This is a genomic window from Bradyrhizobium sp. AUGA SZCCT0105 (assembly GCF_018129565.1).
Taxonomy (GTDB): domain Bacteria; phylum Pseudomonadota; class Alphaproteobacteria; order Rhizobiales; family Xanthobacteraceae; genus Bradyrhizobium.
The window spans coordinates 166,676-191,702 of record NZ_JAFCMK010000002.1; the positions used below are offsets into that span (position 1 = coordinate 166,676).

The 25,027-nt window shown below is 63.9% G+C and carries 25 protein-coding genes and 1 tRNA gene; 11 read left to right on the top strand and 15 right to left on the bottom strand.

Going from position 1 to position 25,027, the window contains the following annotated elements; all coding sequences use genetic code 11:
* Window positions 1-5: 5 nt before the first annotated feature.
* Together JQ573_RS09705 and JQ573_RS09710 are read right to left on the bottom strand one after the other, a co-directional pair.
* Window positions 6-782: a hypothetical protein gene (locus tag JQ573_RS09705; protein ID WP_212309735.1), complete on the bottom strand. Its 777-nt coding sequence runs from the start codon at window positions 780-782 to the stop codon at window positions 6-8.
* A gap of 252 nt (window positions 783-1,034) precedes the next feature.
* A complete protein-coding gene (locus tag JQ573_RS09710; RefSeq protein WP_212309736.1) occupies window positions 1,035-1,631 on the bottom strand; it encodes a hypothetical protein in 597 nt (198 codons plus the stop codon).
* A gap of 342 nt (window positions 1,632-1,973) precedes the next feature.
* Between JQ573_RS09710 and JQ573_RS09715 the strand changes: the two genes are divergently transcribed.
* Window positions 1,974-2,576 carry a hypothetical protein gene (locus tag JQ573_RS09715; protein WP_212309737.1) on the top strand — a complete coding sequence of 201 codons (603 nt, stop codon included), beginning with the start codon at window positions 1,974-1,976 and terminating at the stop codon, window positions 2,574-2,576.
* A 41-nt stretch (window positions 2,577-2,617) separates the two neighbouring features.
* Here the strand turns inward: JQ573_RS09715 and JQ573_RS09720 are convergent, their stop codons facing one another.
* The 3 genes from JQ573_RS09720 to JQ573_RS09730 form a co-directional block, all read right to left on the bottom strand.
* The gene (locus JQ573_RS09720) at window positions 2,618-2,899 is read right to left on the bottom strand and encodes a hypothetical protein (RefSeq protein WP_212309738.1); all 282 of its coding nucleotides are present in this window, start codon (window positions 2,897-2,899) and stop codon (window positions 2,618-2,620) included.
* A 36-nt stretch (window positions 2,900-2,935) separates the two neighbouring features.
* A complete protein-coding gene (locus JQ573_RS09725; RefSeq protein WP_212309739.1) occupies window positions 2,936-3,583 on the bottom strand; it encodes a hypothetical protein in 648 nt (215 codons plus the stop codon).
* Between the two features lie 115 nt (window positions 3,584-3,698).
* Window positions 3,699-3,772, bottom strand: a tRNA-Gly gene (locus JQ573_RS09730).
* Window positions 3,773-4,263: 491 nt separating this feature from the next.
* Here JQ573_RS09730 and JQ573_RS09735 point away from each other — a divergent pair.
* Entirely contained in the window at window positions 4,264-4,650 is a 387-nt protein-coding gene (locus JQ573_RS09735; protein WP_212309740.1) for a YciI family protein, read from the top strand.
* A 21-nt stretch (window positions 4,651-4,671) separates the two neighbouring features.
* On the opposite strand, the gene JQ573_RS09740 is transcribed toward JQ573_RS09735, so the two are convergent.
* Together JQ573_RS09740 and JQ573_RS09745 are read right to left on the bottom strand one after the other, a co-directional pair.
* On the bottom strand, window positions 4,672-5,079 hold the full coding sequence (locus JQ573_RS09740; protein ID WP_212309741.1) for a hypothetical protein: 408 nt from the start codon (window positions 5,077-5,079) through the stop codon (window positions 4,672-4,674).
* Between the two features lie 100 nt (window positions 5,080-5,179).
* Window positions 5,180-5,980, bottom strand: coding sequence for a lytic transglycosylase domain-containing protein (locus JQ573_RS09745; protein ID WP_212309742.1), 801 nt, complete (start codon window positions 5,978-5,980; stop codon window positions 5,180-5,182).
* Window positions 5,981-6,281: 301 nt separating this feature from the next.
* Here JQ573_RS09745 and JQ573_RS40895 point away from each other — a divergent pair, with 301 nt between their 5' ends.
* Together JQ573_RS40895 and JQ573_RS09755 are read left to right on the top strand one after the other, a co-directional pair.
* A complete protein-coding gene (locus JQ573_RS40895; RefSeq protein ID WP_212309743.1) occupies window positions 6,282-6,785 on the top strand; it encodes a MerR family transcriptional regulator in 504 nt (167 codons plus the stop codon).
* Window positions 6,721-7,047 (top strand): hypothetical protein, encoded by a 327-nt coding sequence (locus JQ573_RS09755; protein ID WP_212309744.1) that lies wholly within the window; start codon window positions 6,721-6,723, stop codon window positions 7,045-7,047. Before JQ573_RS40895 ends, JQ573_RS09755 begins: the two co-directional genes overlap by 65 nt.
* A gap of 67 nt (window positions 7,048-7,114) precedes the next feature.
* On the opposite strand, the gene JQ573_RS09760 is transcribed toward JQ573_RS09755, so the two are convergent.
* Both JQ573_RS09760 and JQ573_RS09765 read right to left on the bottom strand, forming a co-directional pair.
* Window positions 7,115-7,342: a hypothetical protein gene (locus JQ573_RS09760; protein ID WP_021081740.1), complete on the bottom strand. Its 228-nt coding sequence runs from the start codon at window positions 7,340-7,342 to the stop codon at window positions 7,115-7,117.
* A gap of 155 nt (window positions 7,343-7,497) precedes the next feature.
* Window positions 7,498-7,794 carry a hypothetical protein gene (locus tag JQ573_RS09765; protein ID WP_212309745.1) on the bottom strand — a complete coding sequence of 99 codons (297 nt, stop codon included), beginning with the start codon at window positions 7,792-7,794 and terminating at the stop codon, window positions 7,498-7,500.
* Between the two features lie 448 nt (window positions 7,795-8,242).
* Between JQ573_RS09765 and JQ573_RS09770 the strand changes: the two genes are divergently transcribed.
* Together JQ573_RS09770 and JQ573_RS09775 are read left to right on the top strand one after the other, a co-directional pair.
* On the top strand, window positions 8,243-8,638 hold the full coding sequence (locus tag JQ573_RS09770; protein ID WP_212309746.1) for an NUDIX hydrolase: 396 nt from the start codon (window positions 8,243-8,245) through the stop codon (window positions 8,636-8,638).
* Window positions 8,639-8,807: 169 nt separating this feature from the next.
* On the top strand, window positions 8,808-10,121 hold the full coding sequence (locus tag JQ573_RS09775) for a chloride channel protein (RefSeq protein ID WP_212309747.1): 1,314 nt from the start codon (window positions 8,808-8,810) through the stop codon (window positions 10,119-10,121).
* Between the two features lie 6 nt (window positions 10,122-10,127).
* On the opposite strand, the gene JQ573_RS09780 is transcribed toward JQ573_RS09775, so the two are convergent.
* Window positions 10,128-11,324 (bottom strand): adenylate/guanylate cyclase domain-containing protein, encoded by a 1,197-nt coding sequence (locus tag JQ573_RS09780; protein ID WP_212309748.1) that lies wholly within the window; start codon window positions 11,322-11,324, stop codon window positions 10,128-10,130.
* 474 nt (window positions 11,325-11,798) lie between these two features.
* Between JQ573_RS09780 and JQ573_RS09785 the strand changes: the two genes are divergently transcribed.
* The gene (locus tag JQ573_RS09785) at window positions 11,799-14,945 is read left to right on the top strand and encodes an autotransporter outer membrane beta-barrel domain-containing protein (RefSeq protein WP_212408704.1); all 3,147 of its coding nucleotides are present in this window, start codon (window positions 11,799-11,801) and stop codon (window positions 14,943-14,945) included.
* Between the two features lie 259 nt (window positions 14,946-15,204).
* Here the strand turns inward: JQ573_RS09785 and JQ573_RS09790 are convergent, their stop codons facing one another.
* Window positions 15,205-16,449 (bottom strand): amidohydrolase family protein, encoded by a 1,245-nt coding sequence (locus tag JQ573_RS09790; RefSeq protein ID WP_212309750.1) that lies wholly within the window; start codon window positions 16,447-16,449, stop codon window positions 15,205-15,207.
* 32 nt (window positions 16,450-16,481) lie between these two features.
* A complete protein-coding gene (locus tag JQ573_RS09795; RefSeq protein ID WP_212309751.1) occupies window positions 16,482-17,837 on the bottom strand; it encodes an MFS transporter in 1,356 nt (451 codons plus the stop codon).
* Window positions 17,838-17,960: 123 nt separating this feature from the next.
* Between JQ573_RS09795 and JQ573_RS09800 the strand changes: the two genes are divergently transcribed.
* Window positions 17,961-18,887 carry a LysR family transcriptional regulator gene (locus tag JQ573_RS09800; protein ID WP_212309752.1) on the top strand — a complete coding sequence of 309 codons (927 nt, stop codon included), beginning with the start codon at window positions 17,961-17,963 and terminating at the stop codon, window positions 18,885-18,887.
* A gap of 22 nt (window positions 18,888-18,909) precedes the next feature.
* Here JQ573_RS09800 and JQ573_RS09805 read toward each other — a convergent pair whose 3' ends face one another.
* A complete protein-coding gene (locus tag JQ573_RS09805; protein WP_212309753.1) occupies window positions 18,910-20,364 on the bottom strand; it encodes a cytosine permease in 1,455 nt (484 codons plus the stop codon).
* A gap of 297 nt (window positions 20,365-20,661) precedes the next feature.
* Here JQ573_RS09805 and JQ573_RS09810 point away from each other — a divergent pair, with 297 nt between their 5' ends.
* Window positions 20,662-21,333 carry an FMN-dependent NADH-azoreductase gene (locus JQ573_RS09810; RefSeq protein ID WP_212309754.1) on the top strand — a complete coding sequence of 224 codons (672 nt, stop codon included), beginning with the start codon at window positions 20,662-20,664 and terminating at the stop codon, window positions 21,331-21,333.
* A 36-nt stretch (window positions 21,334-21,369) separates the two neighbouring features.
* Window positions 21,370-22,254: a polysaccharide deacetylase gene (locus tag JQ573_RS09815; protein ID WP_212309755.1), complete on the top strand. Its 885-nt coding sequence runs from the start codon at window positions 21,370-21,372 to the stop codon at window positions 22,252-22,254.
* Here JQ573_RS09815 and JQ573_RS09820 read toward each other — a convergent pair.
* Entirely contained in the window at window positions 22,235-23,158 is a 924-nt protein-coding gene (locus tag JQ573_RS09820; RefSeq protein WP_212309756.1) for a LysR family transcriptional regulator, read from the bottom strand. The two genes, JQ573_RS09815 and JQ573_RS09820, sit on opposite strands and share 20 nt — an antisense overlap.
* A 24-nt stretch (window positions 23,159-23,182) precedes the next feature.
* The gene (locus JQ573_RS09825) at window positions 23,183-23,794 is read right to left on the bottom strand and encodes a DUF1989 domain-containing protein (protein WP_212309757.1); all 612 of its coding nucleotides are present in this window, start codon (window positions 23,792-23,794) and stop codon (window positions 23,183-23,185) included.
* 104 nt (window positions 23,795-23,898) lie between these two features.
* Between JQ573_RS09825 and JQ573_RS09830 the strand changes: the two genes are divergently transcribed.
* Complete coding sequence (locus tag JQ573_RS09830; protein ID WP_212309758.1) at window positions 23,899-24,774, top strand: LysR family transcriptional regulator; 876 nt, start codon at window positions 23,899-23,901, stop codon at window positions 24,772-24,774.
* The last annotated feature ends 253 nt before the right edge of the window (window positions 24,775-25,027 follow it).

Below are 25,027 nucleotides of genomic sequence, written 5' to 3' on the forward strand. Positions count from 1 at the left end.
GAATTCTACTCTATCCGAATGAGCAAGAGTTCGTCGATCCGTTGTTTAAGCGTCTTGTTAAGGTCCTCGTGCGGCCTTGCTTCGTAGTATAGAGCACGAGCGAGGGCTTCCGCCGCGATCGGGCCTCGCGCAAGAGGTGCAAGCGCATCGAGCGCTCTCGCCCCAGGCTGTAGGGTTTCACGAAACCGGCGGGCCACGAGCTTCAACGCCCCCTCCTCGACGAGTTTCGTAGACGCGTCCGCGCTGCCAGCTGTGTTTTCGATCTCACGGCGTAGAGCTGATAGTCGATAGTGAAATTCCATCAAATGCTGGGCCGCGCCTCCGAGCAGAGCGAGCTGTCCCGCTGTTGAAAGATAAATCACCGGCTCGACGGGGACGAACTTCAGTAGCTTCACCGGCCCCATTTTGCCGGGGGTAGCATTCTTCGGCCAATATTTCTTCCATGGGCTTTCACAATCGAAGCAGCACCTCGCGACTACGTGCGCCAATTCGGCATGGAGCATGCTCGCGAGGTCCGTGGTTTGCTGCTCGCGGGCACGTCCTTGCGCCTGCTCTTGGGCTTCAATTTGTCGCTGAACCGCGAACCACGCTATGATCGCGGCTACCACCGTCACAGCACCAGCAACAACATTTCCCGAAAACCCGATCCAATCCGACGACTTTATAGCGTCCCCTGTCGCTATGGAGGCAGGGATCATAACAACGATCACACAGCCCAAAGCCATCGCGAGTGATATCAGCCACGCAGGGGTCAGCCCTGGTAGGTTCTGCTTGCCGTTCATTCGATAACCTATATCCGCGCGGCCGGGTTAGTTCCGGCCTCTTCCACGTCGTACCAAAGCGAACGATTTGATGCGTCCACCACTAGTGGGCCGAAGGAGCCCGAGTTGAAATGTGCCTCATAGGAGAAACCCGTTCGTCGGATCACTCCGAACAGATCGGCATACCGAAGGTAGCCAAACACGTAGAGGGTCTTCGTTTGCGTAGTTTCGATTTCTTGAAATTCATCTTCGTCAATGCCGAAGTTGTGGAAGCTAGCCTCCGACTTTCAAAACGCTTCCAGGAGACAGCACGAAGCCGCCAAACCCATCGCGCGTGATGAGGTCCTTGCTGCCGTGCGAACTTGCAGCACAAACTTCATGATTGATGCCGTAACCAAGAATTACCGCGCCCCCTCGGCCCACGTTACTCAGGTCAAAGTGAATATCTAAAACAGTAGGAAAGTCCCGCACCAAGACCGGGTCATAGTCCTTGCCAACGTTGCGTCTGGTTTCCAAGATCATCGGGTTGATTGAGACAACGTAGGGCCTCTCAGCATTTCGAGCGATGAGAGTGGCCCGTGTCCCGATCTTGGCAGCGTCTCTAGCAGCGAACGCACCCATACCGGCAAACGCAAGCGAGACCACTACAGCCGCAAGACCAACGGCGCTAATGTAAAGCTGCCAATATGCGTAGTCAGCGGCGCGCTCGGCCGCGCTCGACATGCGCTTCTGCTCGCACAAGTCCGCTACGTCGTGACTGTGCGTGTCGCCGCAGATTGATTGATAGATCGTCTGTTCTTGCTTGTCACCGCCGCTTGCCGTTTGTGCCGTTGCACTGAGCGCTGCGAACGCAACGAGGGCGAGGCTCAATCCGGCACCCGCAAAAACCCGGTGCCATCGGATACCGCAATACATTTTTGAAAATACTCGTAAGGAAACACCCAACCGAGAATAGATGCACGTAGTCTGCGATGCAACTTCTGCGGTCGCACGTTTGCCCACAATCAGACTGACAACCCCTCAGCCGGAGTTATATCAACCCCCTATAGGATTTTATACTTAGGGTTCTAAGACGCGCAAGCGCCGACCGCATTGGCTTTTGGTTACAGGACCCACGCCAATGGCTGGGGATAAATCGCGTCGTGGCTTCCCTCCTGCGCCTGAGCCCATCTCAGGCGTGATACCGCTGATACATACTTATCTGAGGTTGAAATGGCGATGACTGCTCTCTTTGCTTGGATTTGCGCCGCAATCGCCGCGATTGCCACCCTTGGCGCAGCATATTTCTTCGACAAGAGCGCGGAGGAAGGCATAGCTCACGCCGAAGAAAAGGCCGCCCATGCCAATGAATTGGCTGGACAGGCCCACGAGCGGGCAGCCGCTCTTGAGAAAGAGGCTGCCAATGCGAGACTGGAAACGGAGAGACTGAAGCAAGCGGTCACTTGGCGCACTCTTCCAATCGATGTGGCCGAAAAACTGGAAGCGGAACTCTCTAAAGCTCCGGGATCAGTTAACCTTCGATACACAGACGGCGATCCTGAAGCTCTCTATCTCGCCATTCAAATCGGCAACATACTCGGCAAGGCGAAATGGCAAGTCGCTCCCGGTGCGGTAAAGCCAAGCGGCATGATCATGTTTGGAATTTCAATTGCGGACGTGCCTGGGGCGAAATCGTTGAGAGCGGCCTTCACGGCGGCGAACGTCCCATACTCGAATGACGTGCTGCAACAAAGTGGGGTGGCTTTCAACATTGCCACTATTCAAGGTGCGCCCGTCTTGATGATCGGATCGAAACAGCCGCCCTCACTCAAGTAATCACGTCGCCGGTTTGTGGCGCATCGGCTGCCGAGCCGAACCTAATGCATGCTGCTACGCTCCCGGCGCTTGAGTTCGGCCAGCGCAGCCGCCATGACCTCGGGTTCATCGACATAGCCCTGCAACTCCCCGATCAATGCGCGTACGAAATCCGTCGCGTCATCGTAACGCAGGCCGTCCGCCGCGACTTCGCGGGCGCGCACGGCCAAGGTCGATGCCAAGGCGTCCGGATCGAGCGCCGCCATCTTGGCCGCCAGATCGCCCAGCAAGGGCTCAGGAACGGCGTCCGACACGGCGGCCAAGTTCACGGATGGCGCGGTCATCGTTGTCCAATAAGGTGGGCTCGGCGCACCATCCGTCTAGTGCCAAGCCATCGTTTCGAGCTTTTCAAACGCCAATCGATGCCGCTCTTCGGCGACCGCATCGAACAGCCCTAGGAAAAACACCAAAATCTGCGTTTGCGTGCGAAAGTACGAAAGCCCCTCTCCTTTCAGTGCGCGAACCGTCAATTCGGAAAGGGCTTCTTTCAAAATTTTCTTAAATCTATCGCTAACTCTCCGCGGCAACAGATCAACCAATTGCGTTGCAGCCTTCTCCTCAAGCCTCATGTCTATCCGATGGGCAAAGTTGTTTCGCAATTTGGATACAGCCGTTAGTGCAGGCTTCAGTTCGGCATTCAGTCCAAGTACGAGCGCTAAGCGCACTTTTTCCGAGAATTCCATGTCCTTAGACTTCAACAACTGTTCCGGACATGGAGCAGCAAAAAAAATCAAATCGTACAGTTCATGTTCGATGTGAATGTGAGCCCGAATGACCTTTCCGAGATCATCTTCCGTGATCAGCGCTTGGGTGAGCGCTTGGACCTTCGTCTTAACCCGGCTGGTTAGTAGCCCTTTGAACGACGCCATTTCCTCCGTGGCGTTGGCAAGTGCGAATGTCATTCCTTCCAGGCCAACAATGTCGGCCTCACTGACACCAATCAGTCTTGACAAGAAGCTCTTGTTCAATCGCATCGCCCGTCACACATCCAGCAAGCGAACAAAACCTGATAATTTGTCCGAACGAGCACCAGCCGGTTTGTCCGAACGGCAGGCTGGCTAAGCTGCAAGTGCCTGAAATCATTGGAGCGGGTGAAGGGAATCGAACCCTCGTATTCAGCTTGGAAGGCTGCTGCTCTACCATTGAGCTACACCCGCATCGAGCGATCACCTAACACGGCCGGACGGCCGTCTCAACTGCCTCGGCGGGCGTCCTTATGCGCCGGTAAACGAAAATATGTTCGCGTAATGCACTGGTTCCTGGCCGGGATGGGGCGGACGGCGGCCTTAACAGCGGCAGATTCGCCACCTATATTGCTGGTCCCACCAACAAAGAAAGGAGGTGATCTAGTGTCTTGTCTCAAGCGCTGTCACCTCGCTGGGATCGCCCGCTAGGCTCTGAGTAATCAGCCTGGCATCGGGGCGTTCTCAGCCCTGACCAGCGAGACAACAAATCCGGGGGCGCGGCGGAAGCGATTCCGCCGCGCCTTTTTTGGCTGTTCGGGCCGCGCGATTCGCCGCCGCCATGCCGCCGGCGGGATACCTTGTCGCAGCACAAAAACCGGCCGGCCCGCTACACATGAAATGTCGGCGTGGCCGGCTTTGGGCCGTCCTTGGGCCTGCCGCAACAGAAATGAGGAGCTCACGAGATGCTTTATGCCATCCTGGCCTATCACGTCGAAGCCGAGGTCAAGTCGTGGAGCGCCGATGAGGACGCAGCCGTCATGGCGGGTCTGCGCGAGGTCCGTCAACGGTTGAAGGGGCGGCTCGGCCCGGCTGCACGGCTCGGCGAGACCCGCAACGCCAGCACCCTGCGCGGGCCCGGCCACGGCATCGTGATCGACGGCCCGTTCTCGGAGACCAAGGAGCAGCTGCTGGGCTTCTACGTGATCGATTGCGCCGATGAAGCCGAGGCGATCGCCGCGGCGCGCGACCTGCGCAGCGTCAACCCGTCGGCGGTCTACGAGATCCGCGCGCTGAAGCGCTACACCCCCGGCGCACCGTTTCCGGAAACCGCGGGCCCAAGCGACGCGTAGAGATCGCGCCCGGAGAGCCGCTCAACGGCTGGAGCGTTTCGGCAATTTCGGCAGCTTGCTCGGATCGAACTTCGGCAGCGGCAGATCCGGCGGCGGCTCGGGTGTCACCTCGTGGCTCGGCATCAGCGTCACCTCGAAGGCGAGATCGGGCACGGCATCAGCCCTGCCCTTGCAGGTCGCGATCGCGCCGCTGAAGATACCCTCGAGCCGCACCACGAGATCGTCGGTGCCGAACACGGTCGCATGTCCCTCGGAGTGCCGCCTGGCCGTGAGAACGGCGGAGAAGCGCTCGCCGTCGACCTCATAGGTGCCGCTGTAGAGCATGATGGCATCGCTGCCCCACAGCCTGCCATCGGCCACGTGCACGATGCCGGTACCGTCGGCGAGCGACGTTCGGAACCATGCCGCATAGGTGCCGTTCTTGAGCATGGAGCCTGTCTCCACTCGCTCCGTTTCACCGCAACGATCTGGGCACCGTTGCGTTAACAGGCGGTGAAGGAACCTGGAGTGAAAGAACTTGGCCCTGCGCTCATTGGCCGCCGTCGATCTGCCGTCCCATGATCGCGATCGCCTTCTGATAGACCCCTGCCGCGTTCCACGCCTCGATCGCCGCGAAATTGGGTTCTCCGGGCTGATAGCCGGCGCCGGCGCGCCAGCCATTGGCGCGCAGGAAGTTCGCCGTCGAGCTCAGCGCGTTGGCGGCGACGTCGAGATTGCCGGTGCCATAGGCGAGGACGTTCTTCGGCATGAACTGGGTCTGGCCGATTTCGCCATGCATCGAGCCGCGCGTGCTGCCGGATAGACTGCCGCGGTCGATCAGCTTCAGCGCGGCATAGAGCTGGTCGGTGAAGAACTCGGGACGGCGGCAGTCATAGGCAAGCGTCGCGATCGACGACAGCATGTTCTGGTTGCCGCGCTGGCTGCCGAAGCCGCTCTCCATGCCCCAGATCGCGATCAGCGGTCCCGGCGGCACGCCATAGCGCTGCTGGATCGAGGCGAACAGCGCCGCCTGCGACTGCTTCAGCGAACGGCCGCGCGCCACGATGGTCGCAGACCCACGCTTGGCCATGAACTGCTCGAGCGACAGGCCAAAACTGCGCTGGCCGCGATCGGCGGCGATCGTCGCACTGGCGTAATGTGCCTGCATCAACGCGTCGATCGCGGTGGCGCCGACGCCCTTGGCCCTCGCCTCGCCGGCAAACTGCTCCTTCCAGGCTTCGAATCCGCCGGGCCCGTTGCCGCACTGCGCCGCGTTGGCTTCTGCGCCCAGCGTTGCAACCATCACGACGATGGCGAGCGCCGACGTCGCAATCTGCCAGCCCTTGATCATCCGAAACCTCCTCCGAAAAATGTGCCGCCGCCCCTCGCGGGTGCGGCGCTGACGATGGCCTGATGTAGATGACCCGGCGATGAACGATCCGCCTCAGATTCGGCCGCGGACCGTCACGATAGGTCGCCGGCAGCGGATTGGCCATCCCGGCCTGATCAGGCAGGCCGGGACATTTGGCCCCTGCGTCCGTGTCGGCGGATTGACGGAGTTCAGCGGCTGCGCCCGGTGCGGCCCCGCAACACGGCGCTTGACATTGACGTTAATGGGAAGGTGCTAGGCCGACCCCCGACAGGAGATCGCGATGCGGATTCAGGAGGCGGCACACCATCTTGGCGTGAGTGCACGGGCGCTTCGGCATTATGAGTCGGCTGGCCTGATCGTGCCGCGCCGGAATTCGAACGGCTATCGAAGCTACTCTGTGTTGGAGATCGAACGGGCTGCGTGGGTGAAAGACCTCATCGCCGCGGGCTTCTCGACCCGCGAGCTCCGCAATCTTCTGACCGCGCTTGAAGACGGCCGGCGCGGCGCGCGCGTGAGCTGCTCCGCCGTGATGCAGGAGAAGCTCGACCAGATCGATCGAGCGATCGCGGCGCTGCGCAAGCGGCGGCGCGCCTTGTCGCGTCGTCTGGCTGAACCGGATGGCGGTCGCAGCAACAACACGAGAACATCAGGACCTGGCGATGAAGATACTCAATATCCTGGCGAGACGTTACCTGCCGCTCGAGGGCCTGGACGAGGCCGTGGCCTTCCACGAAGCCCTGATTGGCCAGCCGACGCGGCTTCGCTTCGACTATCCCGAATATGATCTCAGGCTGGCGCAGGTCGCCTCGATTCTGTTCATTGCAGGGACGGAACGGAGCCTGAAGCCGTTCACGGCGACGCATCTGACGTTTCTGGTCGACGACATCGACGCATTCGCCGCGCATCTCCCCGGCGTCGGCGCCAAGATACTCGAGGCCCCCAAGCCGGTCCCGACCGGCCGCAACATGCTGGTGCTGCATCCGGACCAGACCCGCGTCGAATATGTCGAGCATCGCGACAAGCATCCCGCCGATGTATTGCCTTGAGCACGTCAGCAGACGGCGGTGATGCGGCAGCGCCAGCTCGCGAAATTGCCGTACGCGATGCTGCGTTCTACGGCACCTCGCCTCGCCGCAGCGGGCCGACGGTCTGCGGGCGGTTGAGGAAGAACTCGCGGTTGCCAAGCGCGGCCTCCGCATACTGGTCGATCGCCACGATGATCGCCTGCACGTGGTGAAAGCACCAGCCTTCCCGCGTCGCCATGTGCCGGACCTCGGCCAGCGCCTTGATCCAGGGCGCATGATCATCGCTGTCGTGGAAATACCGAAGCGGCTCTCTCATCTTTCCTCCGGCAGATCACGTCCTCCAGCTCGGCGCGCTTGCGCGACAGCAGAAGCTGCGCCGATGCACTATCGCGTCCGGCCTGCCTGAGCCGGTTCACGGATGCGTCGAGCTCGCGCAACTCGGCGCGCAGCCGCTGCATCCTGGGTGCGTCATCACCCACGCGCTTCGCCGGCGACGAGCTCTCGCTTCGCCGCGCGAAGGAAGATCGGCGTCGCGGCGCGGCGGCGTGGAGCAACGCTCGCATGCACGATGATCGGCTCGCGGTCGCCCAGCATGCCCCGCTCCTCGACCAGACGGCTCATCACGAGGCGCATCTTCAGGAGGTCCCCGGCCACGAAGGCGCAGTCCTCATCCCGGTTGATCTGCTGTCGCACGATGGCCTCGGCCTCGAGCATGCTGACGCGCAGCGCCCTGATCTGCCTGCGAATTTCGCTGATACGGTTGTCCATGGCGGCCTCCTATTCACGGTGGAGGGCAATTAGAACAAAACAAGAACATACAGTCAAGCGGCGGAGCCTGCCTGTCATGGATTTTTGTCATCGAAGTCCGTGCCCGGTTCCTGCCGCGGGAACCAGGAGGATCACCATTTTCACGAACTCAACGTGAGGATGTTCGATGAAGCGAGATCAGAGAGCCACGACGAACGCGGAAGCCGGGATCACGGCGAACGCGCGCAAGCCTTCGCAGTGAAGCCGCGACAGACCGCCACAGCGGGCCGCCTCTTCACTTCGGCCTCCTCTTGCGAGGATCGGGTCGTCAGCGTTTCCTCAGCGCTCCGGCCATCCGTCACAGACAAACGGTCGACACAAGACTGTGGAACAATTCGCCCTTGGAACTTGTCTACTCAAATAGACAAATTAAAATGGGGTCGATTCTGTTTCGATCATTGCGCAGTACATGACGAAGTCTTCCAAACTGGTTGCCGCGAAGCGCGGCAAGGTCCTTCTGGTCCGACGTCGATCTGACGGGCTGTGGATGTTCCCCGGCGGACGCAGGCGTGCGCGCGAGACCGGCAAGGACTGCCTGAAGCGTGAGATCAAGGAAGAGCTGCCGAAGCTCAAGCTCGGCAGGCTCAGCCTGTGGAAGGAAGTGACGGCCAAGAACAAGCGTTCCGGCCGCAGGATGAGCGATGCGATCTTCATCGCCAAGAACGCCAAGGGAAGGCTCGCGATCGGCGACAAGAAGGAGATCGACCGCGCCGCCTGGCAGAAGCCGCGCGGACTTCGCCTGACGCCGACCTCGCGCTACATCCGCGATCGGCTGTTTCCAAGGAAGCAGCAGCGCCGGAGATAGACGGCGGGATACCTGCTGCCCGCGGAAAAGCACAGATTTCGGCTTTGGCATTTGGCGGCTGCGCAGGCACGCCTTGCTGATTTGTTGAGCTTCACCCACCACCGACGCGTGCTAGGAATGACGTGATCCGTCCGGACCGGACCACGACATCAGCCGGAATTGCGTCAGAATGGGCTTCCCCTCCAACCGCCAGAGGCGGCTGTTCAGAATCGTTTCCGCGCGTTGGCAGCGCCGGGCTATCTTCCTGCTGGGCGGCATTGCGGTCGGCGCGGCGGCTGTCGCGCTCGCACAGCTCGCGGATCTGGCGCAGGTCGCCTTCTCCGCACTGGTGTCGCATGTCCGCTATGCCTCGCTGGTGCTGACGCCCATGGGCTTCGCGCTGTCGGTCTACCTGACCAACCGCTTTTTTCAGAACGCTCAGGGCAGCGGCATCCCGCAGGCCATCGCTGCACGCCATCTGACCGACCAGACCGCGCGCGAAAGCCTGGTCTCGCTGCGCATTGCCGCCGGCAAGATTCTGCTGACCCTGTTCGGCCTGCTGTGTGGCGCGTCGGTCGGGCGCGAGGGACCAACGGTGCAGATCGGCGCGTCGATCATGTTTGCGCTCGGCCGCTTCTCGCCCCGGCGTCAACCGGGCTTGATCCTCGCCGGTGCGGCCGCGGGCGTCGCGGCTGCCTTCAACACCCCGCTGGCCGGGATCGTATTCGGCATCGAGGAGATGAGCCGCGCCTTCGAGACGCGAACCTCCAGCCTGATCATCGGCGCGGTGATCGCCGCGGGCCTGACGTCGCTCGCTCTGATGGGCAACTACACCTATTTCGGCACCAGCGCGACGGCCCTGCGCAACGGCGCCGACTGGCTCGCGGTCCCGCTCTGCGGCGTGGCCGGAGGTCTGGCGGGCGGCCTGTTCAGCCGCATCCTGATCGCAATGGCGCGCGGATTTGCCAATCCGGTCGGACGCGCGATCAAGCGCTATCCGGTTGGCTTTGCGGCGATCTGCGGATTTGCGGCGGCGATTTGCGGAGTTGCTTCCGACGGCGCGATCTACGGCACGGGATATCAGCAGGTCAAATCCGCGCTGGAAGCCGGGTCACAATTGCCCGCGAGCTTCAGCGTCTGGAAATTCCTCGCCACCACATTTGCCTCGATCAGCGGCATGCCGGGCGGCATCTTCGCGCCCTCGCTCGCGGTCGGCGCCGGGCTCGGCTCCAACATCGCGCCGCTGTTTCACGGCGCGCCGCTTGCGGCCATCATGCTGCTCGGCATGGTTTCATATTTCGCCGGCGTGGTTCAGGCGCCGATTACGGCCTTCGTGATCGTCACCGAGATGACCGACAATCACGCGATGGTGGTGCCGCTGATGGCCGCGGCCCTGATCGCGCATGCGAGTTCGCGCCTGATCTGTAAGGAGGGCGTCTATCACGCCCTCGCCAAAGGATTCATCGATCGGGCTGCGCCGGCGCAGGCGACGACACCGGCCTGAGATTCTTCAGCCGCTATAGGCAAACAGCTCGATCGGCTCGCTGAAGCCGCGCACCGCATGCTCGCCGACATGTTCGAGCGCGAAATCGTGCTCGACCAGATCCGCGAAGGCACGGGACAGCAGCACCGTTTTCTTCAACTGCTTGGTCAGCGTTTCGAGGCGCGATGCCATGTTCACGGCGGGACCGATGACCGTGAAGTCGAGCCGGGTGCGCGATCCGATATTGCCGTACATGACGTCGCCGACATGGACGCCGATGCCGTAATTCATCGGCGCCCGGCCCATCATGCCGTTCCGTTCGCTGAGCGCCGCCATCGCCAGCCGCGCCTCGGACACCGCGTGCAGCAGGTTGGCGCAGGCCTTGGGATCGCTGAGCGGGAAAATGGCGAGCAGGCCGTCGCCGATGAATTTCAGGATTTCCCCGCCATGCCGCGTAATCGGCTCCGACATCGCGTCGAAATAGTCGTTCAGGAGATCGATGACGTCATCGCGCGGCCACGAGTCCGATATCCGGGTGAAATCCCGCAAGTCGCAGATCATGATTGCGGCACGGACCGTCGTGCCGCTGCCGCGCCGCGTCGCGCCGGCCAGGATCATCTCGCCGGCATGCGACCCGACATAGGTCTCGAGCAGCGTCCGCGCCAGGCGGTTCTTCATCCGGATCTCGCTGACCAGCGCCAGCACCGGCAGCACCGTCTTCAGGCTGGCGATATGCGCATCATCGAAACCACCGGCACGGTCGGTCGCGAAGGTCACGACATGCCGCTTGCCGAGCGTATGCAGCAGCGGCCACGCCACATAATCGGTCAGGCCCTGCGCGCGCATGTCGTCATAGAGCGCGTGCTTGCGGCCCTGCGACGGGTCACGTTCGAGCTTCTCGCGCACCTCGTCGGCACCCTGATGGATTTCGTAGACCGGACTGCCGATATATTCCGATCGCTGCTGGACATCGTAGTCGACCCGCGTGATCTCGGCCTCGCGTTTCCCGTCGGCCCAGATGATCCGGGCGCCGAGCCATTGCGGATGCTGGATCAGGAGGTTCATCGTCGCCCGCTTGAGCGGAATGCCCGTGCGCTGCAGCCGGATGCACAGCTCGGCGAAAATATTGTCGATAAAGCGCTGGTCACGCGTCTCGTTGGTCAACCAGCTGACAACGTCGCCATCGGACTGCGGCGTGACGGACTCGATGTTGGGGGCGTTCATGGCTGACTCCGGAGCGGCTGGGATTGGCACGACGATATGTGTGTTTCCGCCCGGCAACGTCAACGCCGCCAGCGGTATCGTGATGGCGGGCGACGGCTGAGATGCTGTCGGCCTGCCCAAGCTCCGTCCGGGTCGCCGGGCGCAACCCAACTGGTTAGCGATCGATTAATTGCAACGCGCGGACGTTGCATTGCAGGCACACTGCGTTTTGTTTCGCAGTAAACGATACAACCTTCATTTGTCTGCTCACAGTGAGTCACATAACGTAACACGCATCCGCCGCCGGCGAAGGTTTGCCGGAATGCAACCTGCCAGGCCGCGGCAAGAACAAGGGGCAAAAGCACCATGCGCGAATGCATCGGGGCTGCGACGAAACCGCGACACGCGGATGACAATCCACCCAATCTACGCCGGACTGCATCGCCGTCCCGCACCCGCGCGCACTTCCAGCGCCTGCTGCTGATGAGCGCCTCGGTGGCCGCGCTCTCGGCACTGATGCCGCGGTCCGCCGCGGCGCAGAGCTGGACCGGCGCCACCGGCAACGACTGGACGGTCGGCTCGAACTGGACCGGCGGAACGGCGCCGGCGGGTGGCGCGGTCGCCGTCGACAAAACCTCAAACATCGTCCTCGGCGTGGCCGCTGGAGCGACGGGCACAACGGGTAACTTCAAGTTCGGCGGAGTCACGGCCGGGGTGGATGCCAACCTCACAATTCAAAACGGCGCGACACTGACAACCACCGGCAACTCGCTTTCGATCGGCAACACCAATGGCACGACGTCCACCGTGACCGTGACCGGAGCCGGATCGCAGTGGATCATCAATGGCATCCTTAATATCACCGCTGTGGGCACAAACACCCTCAACATCGAGAACGGTGCGACCGTTGTCGCAGCAGGCAGGCTCGTCGTCACCAGCCCTGGCGGCACCGGCACTGGTACCCTCAACGTCAGCAACGCCACGCTGGTGGAGCGTGGCTTCGGCATCAGCATTCTCAACGCGGGCGGTCAGGCCAACTACGACAACGCCGTCATCCGCGCGGCCGCCAATACCGCCGCCCTCACCAGCGGAACGGCTGCCCAGAACAACATCGCCGCGGGCGGACTGACCATCGACAGCAACGGGTTCCTCGTTATCGCCTCCGTTGGCTTCAGCGGCGTCGGCGGATTGACCAAGACCGGCAACGGGATCTTCAGGTTCGGTGGCGCCGGCAACAGCTACACCGGCGACACGGTGATCGAGCAAGGCACGCTGCAACTGGGGTCGGCCGCCGGCTCGGGGAATGTGCTCGCCAGTTCGAGCCGGGTGGTCGATAACGCAATCTTCGATCTTTCGCTCACCCCCGACACCAACGCCCACATCCAGAGCCTCGCCGGCAGCAGCGCCGGCACCGTCACGCTGGGCACCAAGGACCTGATCCTCACCAACGCTCATGACAGTTTTGCCGGGACGATCAGCGGCACCGGCGGGCTACAACTCACCGGCGGCACGCAGGCGCTCTCCGGTGTCCAGGCCTATACGGGCGCGACCACGATCACATCAGGCACCTTGGCGCTGACCGATGCGGGCTCGATCGCCGCCTCCAGCCAAGTGATCGCGAACGGCACGTTCAGCATCGCAGGCCTTTCCGGCGCGGGCACCAGCATCCAGCGGCTGTCGGGCAGCGGCGGCGTCGATCTCGGCGCCAAGACGCTGACCATTACGGCCGCGAAAGACACGTTCTCCGGCATAATCGGCGGCACCGGCGGGCTGACGCTGTCAGGCGGCAGCGAGACGCTGTCCGGCGCCAATACCTATAACGGCGTGACCACGATCACCGCAGGCACGCTGGCGCTGACGGGCGCAGGATCGATCAGCAATTCCCGCGTGGTGACGCATGCCGCGTTCGACATTTCCGGCCTCGCCGGGACCGGCACCAGCATCCAAAGCCTCGCCGGCAGCGGCAGCGTTGCGCTCGGCGCCAAGACGCTGACGCTGACTAATGCCAACGACACGTTCGCCGGCGCGATCGGCGGCACTGGCGGGCTGACGTTCGCAGGCGGCACCGAGACGCTGTCCGGCACCAACAGCTATAGCGGCGCCACCACAGTGAACGGCGGCACGCTGCGCGCCGGCGCGGTCAATGCCTTCAGCGCGGCATCTGCCGTCACGGCCGGCGCCGGCACCACGATCGACCTCAACGGGTTCAACCAGACCATCGGCGGCTTCAGCAATGCCGGCACATTGCAGTTCGGCACGACGCCGGGCACCACGCTGACGGTTGCCGGCAATTATGCCGGCAATGGCGGCACGCTGCTGTTCAACACCGTGCTCGGCGGCGACGGCTCGGCCACCGACCGCCTGGTCGCGGGCAGCACGTCGGGCAGCTCGACCGTGCGGATCAACAATGCCGGCGGCGGCGGCGCGCAGACCGGCGATGGCATCAAGCTGATCGACGTCACCGGCGCCTCCAACGGCATATTCACGCTGGCGGGCAACTACTCGCTGCAGGGGCAGCAGGCGATCGTCGCCGGCGCCTATGCCTATACCTTGCAGAAGAACGGCGTCGCGACGCCGACCGACGGCGACTGGTATCTGCGCTCGACCCTGGTGCCGTCGAGCGACCCGGCCGCGCCGACGCCGCTATACCAGCCCGGCGTGCCGCTTTACGAGAACTACGCCCAGGTGCTGCTCGGCATGAACGCGCCGCCGTCGATGCAGGAGCGCGTCGGCAACCGCTACTGGGGCGGCGGCGGCCCGAGCGAGGCGATGGCGCGGATGGGCGTGACGCCGGCGGCGCAGGCCGACAGTTCATGGACGCAATCGGCGTTCTGGGGCCGCGTCGAGGGCGGTCAATCCAGCCTGCGGCCGTCGAACATCACAGGCTCGACCGCCAACAGCGATGACTTCAAGGCGCAGGCCGGGCTCGACGGCCTCGCTCTCGAGAACAGCTATGGCCGCCTGATCGTCGGCCTGACGTTGCAGTATGGGCTGACCACAGCGTACGTGAATTCGTTCTTCGGCAACGGCCGCATCCGCGCCGAGGGCATCGGCGTCGGCGCCACCGCCACCTGGTATGGCGACAATGGCGTCTATCTTGACGGCCAGATGCAGACCATGTTCTACCGCGGCGATCTCACCTCCGACCTCGTCGGCAGCATGGCCCATGGCAATGAAGGCCTCGGCTATGCGTTCAGCGTGGAAGGCGGCAAGCGCATCACCATCGGCAACGGCTTCTCGCTGACCCCGCAGGCGCAACTCGCCTATTCCAAAGTCGAGTTCGACGGCTTCACCGACCGCTTCGGCGCGCTGGTCTCGCTCGGCAATGCCGACAGCCTGCTCGGTCGCGTCGGGCTGTCGCTCAATCACCAGAAGAGCTGGAGCGACGGCGCACGCTCCGACCTCTACGCGATCGGCAATCTGCACTACGAGTTCCTCGACGGCAGCAATGTCGATGTCGCGGGCACGAGCTTCGCCAGCGCCAACGACCGGCTCTGGGGCAGCGTCGGCGGCGGCGGCAGCTACAGCTGGGCCAACGGCCGCTACACGCTGTTCGGCGAAGCCACCTATCGCGCCAGCCTGCAGGATGCCGGCAACAACCACAGCTACAAGAGCACTGCCGGCCTCCGCGTGGTGTGGTGAGGCCGGAAGACCAAAGCGCAATGAAATCGGATTGAAGCGGTCTCAGGAAGGCTGCGCCTCTCCCGCTTGCGGGGTCGAGACGAACGAAGCTGCACGATTTCTGAATAATGGAATAATGCCGCCGATTTGCCCGACGAGTCAAGCTGCCGTGTTCGCCGGCAGCCGCCGGCTACTTTGCATGGGGTTGTTTTCGATATTTTGGCCGTGCGCCCCTGCGGCGGCAGGTTAGCGCACCCGTTCGACCTGATCTCTTCCCCGTCTACCCGCCCAGCCGGTCGACCTCGGCCTTGCCGGCCTTCATGACAAGCGGGATGTGCTCGCCCTGGCCGAGCAGGCAGGTCACTTCGCGCAGCGGATTGCCCTCGACCACCAGCAGGTCGGCAAAAGCCTCCGGCGCGATGCGGCCGAGCTTGCCTTCCATGCCGAGCACTTCGGCGCCGACAATGGTCGCGCTATGGATCACGGCCTGCGCACCGAGCAGCTCGGCGCGGATCCGGAATTCGTCGCTCTGCAGCCGCTGCGACGGGCCGAGCAGGTCGGTGCCGAACCCCATCTTGACGCCGGCCTCGCGATAGATCGCGAGCGAGCGCAAGCCGGCGTCGCGCACGTCGGCGACCTTGGCGACACTCGCCGCAGGCAGGCCGTATTTGGCGCCTTCGGTGGCCAGCGCCTCGTAGGTGACGAGCGTCGGCACCACATAGGCGCCCTGCTCCGCCATCAGGCGGGCGGTGGGAAGGTCGACCAGATTGCCGTGCTCGATGGTGCGCACGCCGCAGCGCACCGCGCGCTCGATCGCCTCGGCGGTGTACGCATGCGCCAGCACATAGGTGTGACGCGCCTTGGCCTCCGCGACGATGGCGCGGATCTCGTCCTCGGAATAGCCGAACGCACCGATCGGATCGGTAGGCGACGCGACGCCGCCGGACGCCATGATCTTGATCTGGTCGGCGCCCATCTGCAGTTCCTCGCGCACCGCCTTGCGCACCGCATCGACGCCGTCGACGACGCGCGCGATCGCGCCGACCCGCACGCAGCAGGAGCAGGTCGGGTCGGCCAGATAGTCCGAGCGTGCGCGTCCGTCGCCATGGCCGCCGGTCTGACTGAGCGCACGGCCGGAGACGAACAGCCTCGGACCGTCGGTGAGGCCAGTGTCGATCGCCTGCTTCAGCGCATAGCCGGCGCCGCCGGCATCGCGGACGGTGGTGAAGCCGCGCTTCAGCATGCCCCGCAGCAGCATGGTCGAGCGCAGCGTCACCAGCACGTTGGCCATCCGCGCCTGCTGCGACAGGTCGAGCTCGACCGCGACCGCGTGCACATGCAGGTCGATCAAGCCTGGCATCAGGGTCTTGCCCTTGAGGTCGATGACGCGATCGACCGAGGCCTCGATCGGCCGGTCGGAGACCTCCTTGATCAGGCGATCCTCGACCAGCACGTGGTGCCCTTCGAGCAGATCGGAGCGCAGCGGATCGAGCAGCGCGGCATTCTTGAAGAGGGTCGTGGACATAAGGGTCTCCTGTCGAGATACAGCGGCCGCGATCACGCAGCTTCGCTTGCGATGTCTTCCAGCGATCGGCCACGCGTCGGCACGCCCATCAGCACGACGGTGACGGCACCGATCAACAGCACGGTCGTGGTGACGCCGAACACGCCGGCAAAGCCGAAATTCGGGTAGAGATAGCCGACCAGGATCGGTGCAATGATCGCGCCGATGCGGCCGATGGCGGATGCGAGCCCTGCCCCCGTAGTCCTGATCGCGGTCGGAAACACTTCGGCCGTGTAGGCATAGACGCCGGCATAGGTGCCGTTCATGAAGAACGACAGCAGCAGGCCGGCCGCCATGATCTGTCCGTCGCTCGCGGCAAAGGCGAGCCCGAGCGCGCTGGCGCCGCCGAGGATCATGTAGGTCGCGATCGTGGACTGCCGGCCGATCCGCTCATTGAAGAAGGCGGCGGTGAAATAGCCCGGCACCTGCGCGCAATACATCGCGAGCGAATAGCCGAAGCTCTTGGTGATGCTCATGCCGTTCTGCACCAGCAAGCCGGGAATCCAGACGAAGAAGGAATAATAGCTGAACGTGATCGACAGCCACATGATCCAGGTCATGGTGGTGATCCGCGCCTGCCGGCCGGCCAACAGCGCCGCAAAATTGCTCAGCAGCGTTCCCGACGATACGGCAGGCGCAGCCGGCTCGACGACCGGCGGCGGCAGCACGCGGCCCTCGCGCGCGAAGCTGGCCTCGACCTTGTCGAGCACCGCTTCGGCTTCCTGCACCCTGCCGCGGCTTTCCAGCCAGCGCGGCGATTCCGGCAGCGACCTCCGCCACCACAGCAGCATCACGACAGGTATGGCGGTGATCACGAGCACGATGCGCCAGCCATTCTCGTAGGCCGGCACGATGAAATAGCCGAGCAAGGCAGCGGCGACGAAACCGAACGAGAAGAAGCCGGCGAGCGCGCCGGTGAAGGCGCCGCGGTAACGCCGCGCCACGAATTCCGCGAGATAGGGCGCGATGATCGCGCTTTCAGCGCCAGTGCCCATGCCGGCGACGACGCGCGCGGCGAAGAACGCCGGCCAGCTGTCCACCGTCGCGCTCACCAGCGAAGCCGCACTGTAGAGCGCGAGCGCCGACATCATCACCGCACGGCGGCCGATCAGGTCGCCCAGCGTCCCCGCGAGCAGCGCGCCGAACAGATAGCCGACGAAGGTGCTGCTGCCGAGCACGCCGGTCTCGACATTGGTGAGCCCCCAGGCGGTGCGCAGCACCGGCAGGATGAACGCCAGAACGGCGGCATCCATCGCGTCGAACAGATAGCCCAGGCCGCCCATCAGCAGCAGGTGCACATGGAAACGCGCGAACGGCAGGCGCTCGATGCGCGCCGAAATCATCGACATGAAATAGCCCCCCTCCGCCCCGCGGTCGGCACGCGCCGCGAGGTCGGTCCGGGGGAATGATAGACAAATCAATATTATGGGAATAATTTATAATTGTTATCTGGCACATCACCATTGTGAATATTGCTCGTGTCCTTCCGCACCCTCGACCTCAACCTGCTGAAAGTCTTCGAGGCGCTGATGACCGAGGGCAGCGTCACCCGCGCCGCGAGCGCGCTGACGATGACCCAGCCCGCCGTCAGCAACGCCCTCGCCCGCTTGCGCGACGCGCTCGGCGATCCCCTGTTCGTACGATCAGCCAGCGGAATCCGCCCGACGCAGCGCGCGGTGGCGCTGTGGCAGCCGATCGGCGACGCGCTGGAGCACGTCCGCCACGCGCTCGACGAGGACGCTTTCGATCCGCGGCGCACCGAGGCGGAGTTCAGCCTGTCGATGTCTGACTACGTGTCCTCGCTGGTGATGCCGCGGCTCATCAACCGCTTCGGCGAAATCGCGCCTTCCGCGCGCATCCACACTTTGCCCAACACCATCCTCGAGATCGGTGACCGGCTCGAGGACAACCGGGTCGATTGCGTGCTGAGCGTCTATGTCAACGAGGCGCAGCAGCCGCCGGCCGCGATCCGCTCACGCTCGTTATGGACCGTCGAATATGCCTGCATGATGCGGCGGGATCATCCGCTGGCGAACAGGAAGCGGCTCAACGCCCGCAGCTTCCTCAGCGCCAAGCATGTCGATGTCAGCCTCGCCGGCAAGACGCTGCCGACCTACGACCAGTTCCTCGCCTCGCGCGGGCTGTCGCGCAATCTGGTCACGACAGTCAATCACTACAACGCCGCCTACGAGATCGTGCGCCAGTCCGACCTGATCGCGGTGCTGCCGCGCGATCTCAGCGCGCAGTCCCGTCATGCGCCTCATCTGCATGCGGCGCCGGTGCCGCTGCCGGCGCCGCCGCGCATCGTCAGCCTGTTCTGGCACCAGCGCAACGACACCGTCCCCGCGCAGCGCTGGCTACGCGAGACGCTGGTGGAGTTGTTCGCGCGGATCGAGTGAGCGGGCGCAAGGCGTGCCCCTGTCAGGTCGATGTGGGCGCGGGTTCGATCGACGCCGCGGCCGGCGACGGAACGCTCCGCGCCAGCGGGCGTCCAAACAGCCGATGCAGCGCAAGGTAGCTCGCCATCGCAACGCCGATGCCGGTGAGCCACGACAGGTCAACCCCGCCGGTCGCCAGCGCCAGCGGCCCCTGCATGGCCTTGATCGTGCCCATCTGGAAGGCCCACGCCGCCGCGAAGCCGGCAGCAAAGGCGATCAGCCCGGCCCAGTTGAAATCACGATCCCGACCAGGCTCCTCGTAGAGCGAGGCGACATCGATGCGGCCGCGTCGCACCAGGTAGAAGTCGGCGAGCGTCACGCCGGCCCATGGGCTGATCCAGACGATCAGGGCGACCATGAAATTGTCGAAGGCATGGGCAAAATCGCCGGACTGCAGGAAGCCGTAGAGGATCGCGGAGGCGATCAGCCCGGACAGCACCGAGATCACCCAGCGCGGCCGCCGCAGGTCGAGCGCAAGCGACGACAGCGCCGCGGAATAGATCACGACGATGTTGGTCGCGATCGGGCCATGCAGCAGCACCAGCAGCACCGGCAGCGCCATCGTGCCAAACGCCGCGATGATCAGCTTCGACGGATCGGAACCGGCGCCGGCCGATGCAATGGCCGCACCGAGGAAAGCGAGCCAGACCGTCGGCAGGAACATGCCGAGGAATGTCGCCCGAAACACCTTGGCGGCGCTGAGCGATGGCCTGGTGAAACGCGTATAGTCGGAGGCATAGGTCAGCCATGAAATGCCCCAGCCGATGCCGATCGCTGTCATCAGTTGCGTCGCCGCGGCGAATGCCGGCATGCCAGTGACGGTGGCCGACTGCCACTTGATATCGACGCGCAGGAAAGCAAGCGCGGTCATGACCGCCATGATCAGCAGGATGAACGGCATGGTGTAGCGCTCGAACACCTTGATGGCGTTGAAGCCCCAGGCCGCGATGCCGATCTGGAGCAGCATCACCAGCACCGCGATCGCGTATTTGAGCTCGATACCGCCGCCAATCCCCATCCGCTCGAGCGCCGCCATGCAGAGGTCGAGCACGATCCAGGTGTTGATCGCGACCCACCCCATCGGCATCAGCACCTGCGCCAATGCCGGCAGATAGGCGCCGCGGCGGCCGAACGCCAGCCGGCCCAACACCATCTGCGGCACGCCGGTGCGATGTCCCATCAGGCAGAAGGCGGCAAACAGGGCCGCGCCGAACAGATTGCCGACAACGATGACGGCAAGCGTTTGCAGCAGGCTCAGGCCGAGCTGGATGCCGAGCGCGCCCAGCACCCAGTTGATCGGCGCGATGTTCGCGCCGGTCCAGATCCAGAACTGATCGAACGATGACGATGTACGGTGCGCCGCCGGCACCGGTTCAATTCCGTGGGCATCGAAGCCGGCCTCATCCTGCACCGGAAGCTGTGTCTGCTTGAGCAACATGTTTCCCCCGTTTGTCCGGCGCGTTGGTTTGGGCCGGATGGGGCATCTGAGCAGCAGGCAGCGTTAAGGCGATAATGAGGAATCCTCAAGCCGGGTTGAGACGGCGTCGAGAGTGAAGTTTGCTTGCTGAATGGCGACAGATCCCGCCGCGATCACGCTCGCAGACCGCGTCATCATGGCGCGCCGCTTCACTGTTGAGATTTTCTCAACTCAGCTGCCGGATTCGTCAATCACGCCGCCCCTGGCACTCGGTCATTGTGAAGCCGACGCATTGCCCCCAATCAGCCGAGGCCAGGAATGACGACCCTTCTGCATATCGATGCCAGCCCGCGCGGCGACCGTTCGGTCAGCCGAAAACTCTCCAATTCGTTTATTGAGCACTGGCTGACGCACGAGCCCGGCGCGACAATCATCTCGCGCGACGTCGGCCGCGCTCCGCCGCCGCTCATCACGGAGGCGTGGGTGGCCGCTGCGTTCACCGCGCCGGGCGACCGCACCGCGGAGCAGCGCGACGAGCTGCGTCTCTCCGACGAACTGATCGACGAGCTTGAACGCGCCAACGTGATCGTCATCGGCGCACCGATGCACAATTACGGCATGCCGGCGGCGCTGAAGTCATGGTTCGACAAGGTGATCCGCATCGACAAGACCTTCAGCTTCGATCTCGCGCGCGGCGACTTTCCGCTCGAGCCGATCATGCGCGGCAAAACGCTGGTGGTGCTGAGCTCGCGCGGCGAATTCGGCTTCGGCCCCGGCGGGGTGCGGGAAACCATGAACCATCTGGAGACCCACATCTTCACCTGCGCGCACTATCTCGGGGTGCAGGAGAGCCATCTGATCGCGGTCGACTACCAGGAGTTCAACGATGAACGCCACCGGCGCTCGCTCGCCGACGCCTTTGCCGCGATCCCCGTGCTGGTCCGGCAGTGTCTTGGAATCGACGAGCCTGTTAATGTCGCGGCGGAATGATGCGCCCATGCCTGTCGGCTGCACGAGGATGATCCGATGATAAAGAATCCCATCCCCTGGCCGAACGGCGCGCGTTGCGCCTGTGCGATCACGTTCGACGTCGACGCCGACAGTCTGATCCACATCGCCCGGCCGAAGGACTCCTTCGACCGGCTCTACCCGATCACGATGGGACGCTACGGGCCGACCGTCGGCGTGCCGCGCATCCTGGAGACCTATCGCCGGCTCGGCCTGAAGCAATCGTTCTTCATGCCGGCCTGGACCATGCAGCGCTATCCGGATGCGGTGGAGGCGATCCTCAAGAGCGGCCACGAGATCGGCCATCACGGCTACATCCACGAGGATCCGACCGAGATTTCCTCGGCGCAGCAGCGCGAAGCCTTCGAACGCGCGCTGGACATTCATGTCGCGATGACCGGGCGCAAGCCGCGCGGCTACCGTGCACCGGTCTACAACGCCAACCAGACCACGATCGACCTCCTGATCGAGCACGGCTTTGTCTACGATTCGTCGCTGATGGCCGACGACATCCCGTACCAGATGCGCACCGCGCGCGGGTCGCTCTACGAGATGCCGCCGCACTGGGGATCGGACGATTGGCCGCCCTTCGCCCATTACGCGGAGATCGGCTACATGATGCCGGTCAAATCGCCGAGCGAGGGCCTTGCCGCCTCGTTCGAGGAGTTCGAGGCGGCCTATGAGGCCGGCGGATTCTGGATGGGGATCTGGCACCCGTTCCTGACCGGCCGGCTCGCCCGCTGGCGCGTGGTGGAGCGCTGGCTCGAGCGGGTCGTTGCCGAACGCAAGGTCTGGTTCGCATCGCTCGAGGACATCGCCGCGCATCTCGACGGCCTGGTCAAGGCGGGCACCTACCAGGTCCGCGTCGAGACCCTGCCCTATTTCACGCAGCCCGTGTCATGACCTGTTCGGGAGCCGCACGAAAGGTGGCCGCCTCGGCCCGCAGCCAGTCGATGAACGCCGCTTTGCGCCGGGTAGCACTCGGCGCATCGACAAGACGATAGGCGAAGCCCGCAAGCGCGGGACCGTCGAGCCGGCGCAGCGTGCCCTGACGCAATTGCTCGTCCACCAGCGCATCGCTGCACAATAGCGGCCCGAGCCCGCGCTCGGCGGCGTGCAACGCCAGCGGCTCCTCGCTATACCAGGAGATGCGGAAGTCCCGGCCGGGATCATGATCGGCCCCCGCGAGCCAGGCCGACCACGCCGGCGAATCCAGCGCGGCGTTCTTCCAGCGGAACGCCAGCAGCGAGCGCGAGCGGACGTCGTCAATGCCGAGACGAACACCGGGCGGACAAATCGCGCTCGCCGCAACCGCAATGTAGCGATCGCTGAACAGCACAGATGTCTCGCCGGCGCGATCAACGCGTCCGTAGCGGATCGCCAGATCGACGCCGTCGGCGCCCGGCTTCCGCACCTCCTCGGTCGCATCGATGTGGACGACGAGGTGAGGAAACGCCGCGTTGAAGCGCGCGAGCCGCGGCATCAGCCAGCGCTCGGCGAAGGCACGCGTGGTTGATACCGTGATCGCATCGCCATCGGCCGGCGGACGGATCGCGGCGAACGCGCTCGCCATACGGTCGAAGCCGTCGCGCAGCATGGGGAACACCGCATGGCCCTCCGCGGTCAGCACGACCGTGCGGCCGGAACGCTCGAACAACTTGTGGCCCAGAATCGCTTCGAGCTGCCGGACCTGGTGGCTGATCGCCGTCACCGTGACGCAGAGTTCATTGGCGGCGGCGGTGAAGCTCTCGTGACGCGCCGCGGCTTCGAACGCGCGGACGGCATTGAGCGGCGGCAGCTTGCGCATGATCGGTTCTCCGCGCGGCCTGGATCAGGCGATGAGAAAATGAGCGTCGGTCGGCCGCATGTCGTTCACCGGCACCATGTCCTGCGGACAGGCGGAGAACACGATGACCAGATCCATCTCGGCACGCAGCGCCACATACTGCCCGGCCTCGCTGACGGGCGACTTGAAGTCCAGTTGTCCATTGTCGGTGACGGGGACATTCATGAACAGATTGAGCGGCGCCGGCGTCACCGCAGCCGACAGGCCGACGCTCTCGAGCGCGTGCGCCAGATTCTGCGTGCAATTGTCGTGATGGCCGACCGCACCGAGCTGGCGATAGCGGTGAATGTCGCAGGCCGCGATCAAGGTGTCGTGGATTCCCGGCGTGGTGTCGGCGACGAAGGTGAGGATCGCGCGGCGCCGGTTGGTGGTCAGCGTGTCGCCCACGCGCGGGATGAGCCGCAGCATCGATGCACGGCTGTGCTCCATCGACATGAACTCGCCGGTGTCGCGGGCATTGAAGGCCCAGGTATCGACCACCTGCTTGCCATGCGTGTTGACGACCACGACCGTCGCTCCCGCGTCCAGGCGAGCCGCCACGCCATTGCGGGCCGGAATCAGACGGGCGCCGGTCAGATCGATGGTCGCTGCGTTCATTTGGTGCCTCCTCAATGGCTCGTTGCGCGCCATTGGAGCACCGCTCGTCATGTAATTCTAATAATATTAATTGTGTCCATTATAGCAGATTCGTATAGTCGCTCATGCGCCTCAGACAGCTCGAATGCTTCCGCGCCCTGATGCTCCACGGCACCATGACAAGGGCTGCCGAACTGCTCGGCATGTCGCAGCCCGGCATCAGCACGATGATCGCGGGCCTTGAGCACGAGACCGGCCTCAATCTGTTCCTGCGCCGCGGCGGCCGCCTGCAACCGACCCCGGAAGCCAAGCTGTTCTATGTCGAGGCGGCGCGCGCCCTCGAAGCCGCCGAGAACGCGTCGCGCGTTGCGGCCGAAATCAGGTCCGGGCGGCGCGGTCACCTCGCGATCGCGGCCTATCCGAGCATTTCGATCAACCTGCTGCCGCGCCTGCTGTCGCAGTTCGCCAGGGACAAGCCCGAACTGCAGATCAAGATCATCACGCGCAATTCCGCGACCGTCCGCGAGCTGATCTCGACGCAGCAATTCGATCTCGCGGTCGCCGAGCTGCCGCTGGATTATCCGACCTCGCACATGGAGGTGTTCTCGTATGAGTGCGTGTGCATGCTGCCGCATGCGCATCCGCTCGCGAAGCTGAAGCAGATCACCCCTGATGACCTCGACGGCGTCCCGTTCGTCACGCTGTTTCGCGGCGATCCGATCTACCAGCAACTGGCATCCGCCTTCTCCGAATATGGCGCGCGCTGGAACGTGGTGGCGGAGACCGAGTTTTTTTCGACCGCGTGCCAGCTCGTCGCTGAGGGCCGCGGCGTCGGCATCGTCGATCCGGTGGTGAGCAAGCCCTTCACCGAGGGCCTCGCCATCCGCCCGTTCAAGCCGAAGATCCAGTACCAGATCGCGATCCTCTCCCCGACGCACGAGGCGCAGTCGCAGATGGCGCTGGATTTCGCCAAGCTGCTGCGGCGTGGTTTGCGAGGGTGAGTGGCGCCTGCGGCAGCAAGATGCTGGTGGAGATGTGCGCGCATATGGAGTGGGAGTTGGTGCGCGTCAGATACAGCCCGCCTTCGCCCTCCGGGCTTCGGCGCGGAAGCCTTCGCTCACTTCGCTACGATGGAGTTTTTGCTGGCTTGCCCAGCCGTAGCTCGCGAAGCGAGCGAAGGCTGGTGGGGGAGGCAGGACTCGAACCTGCGAAGCCATGAGGCGGCTGATTTACAGTCAGATTCTCAATAGGAAG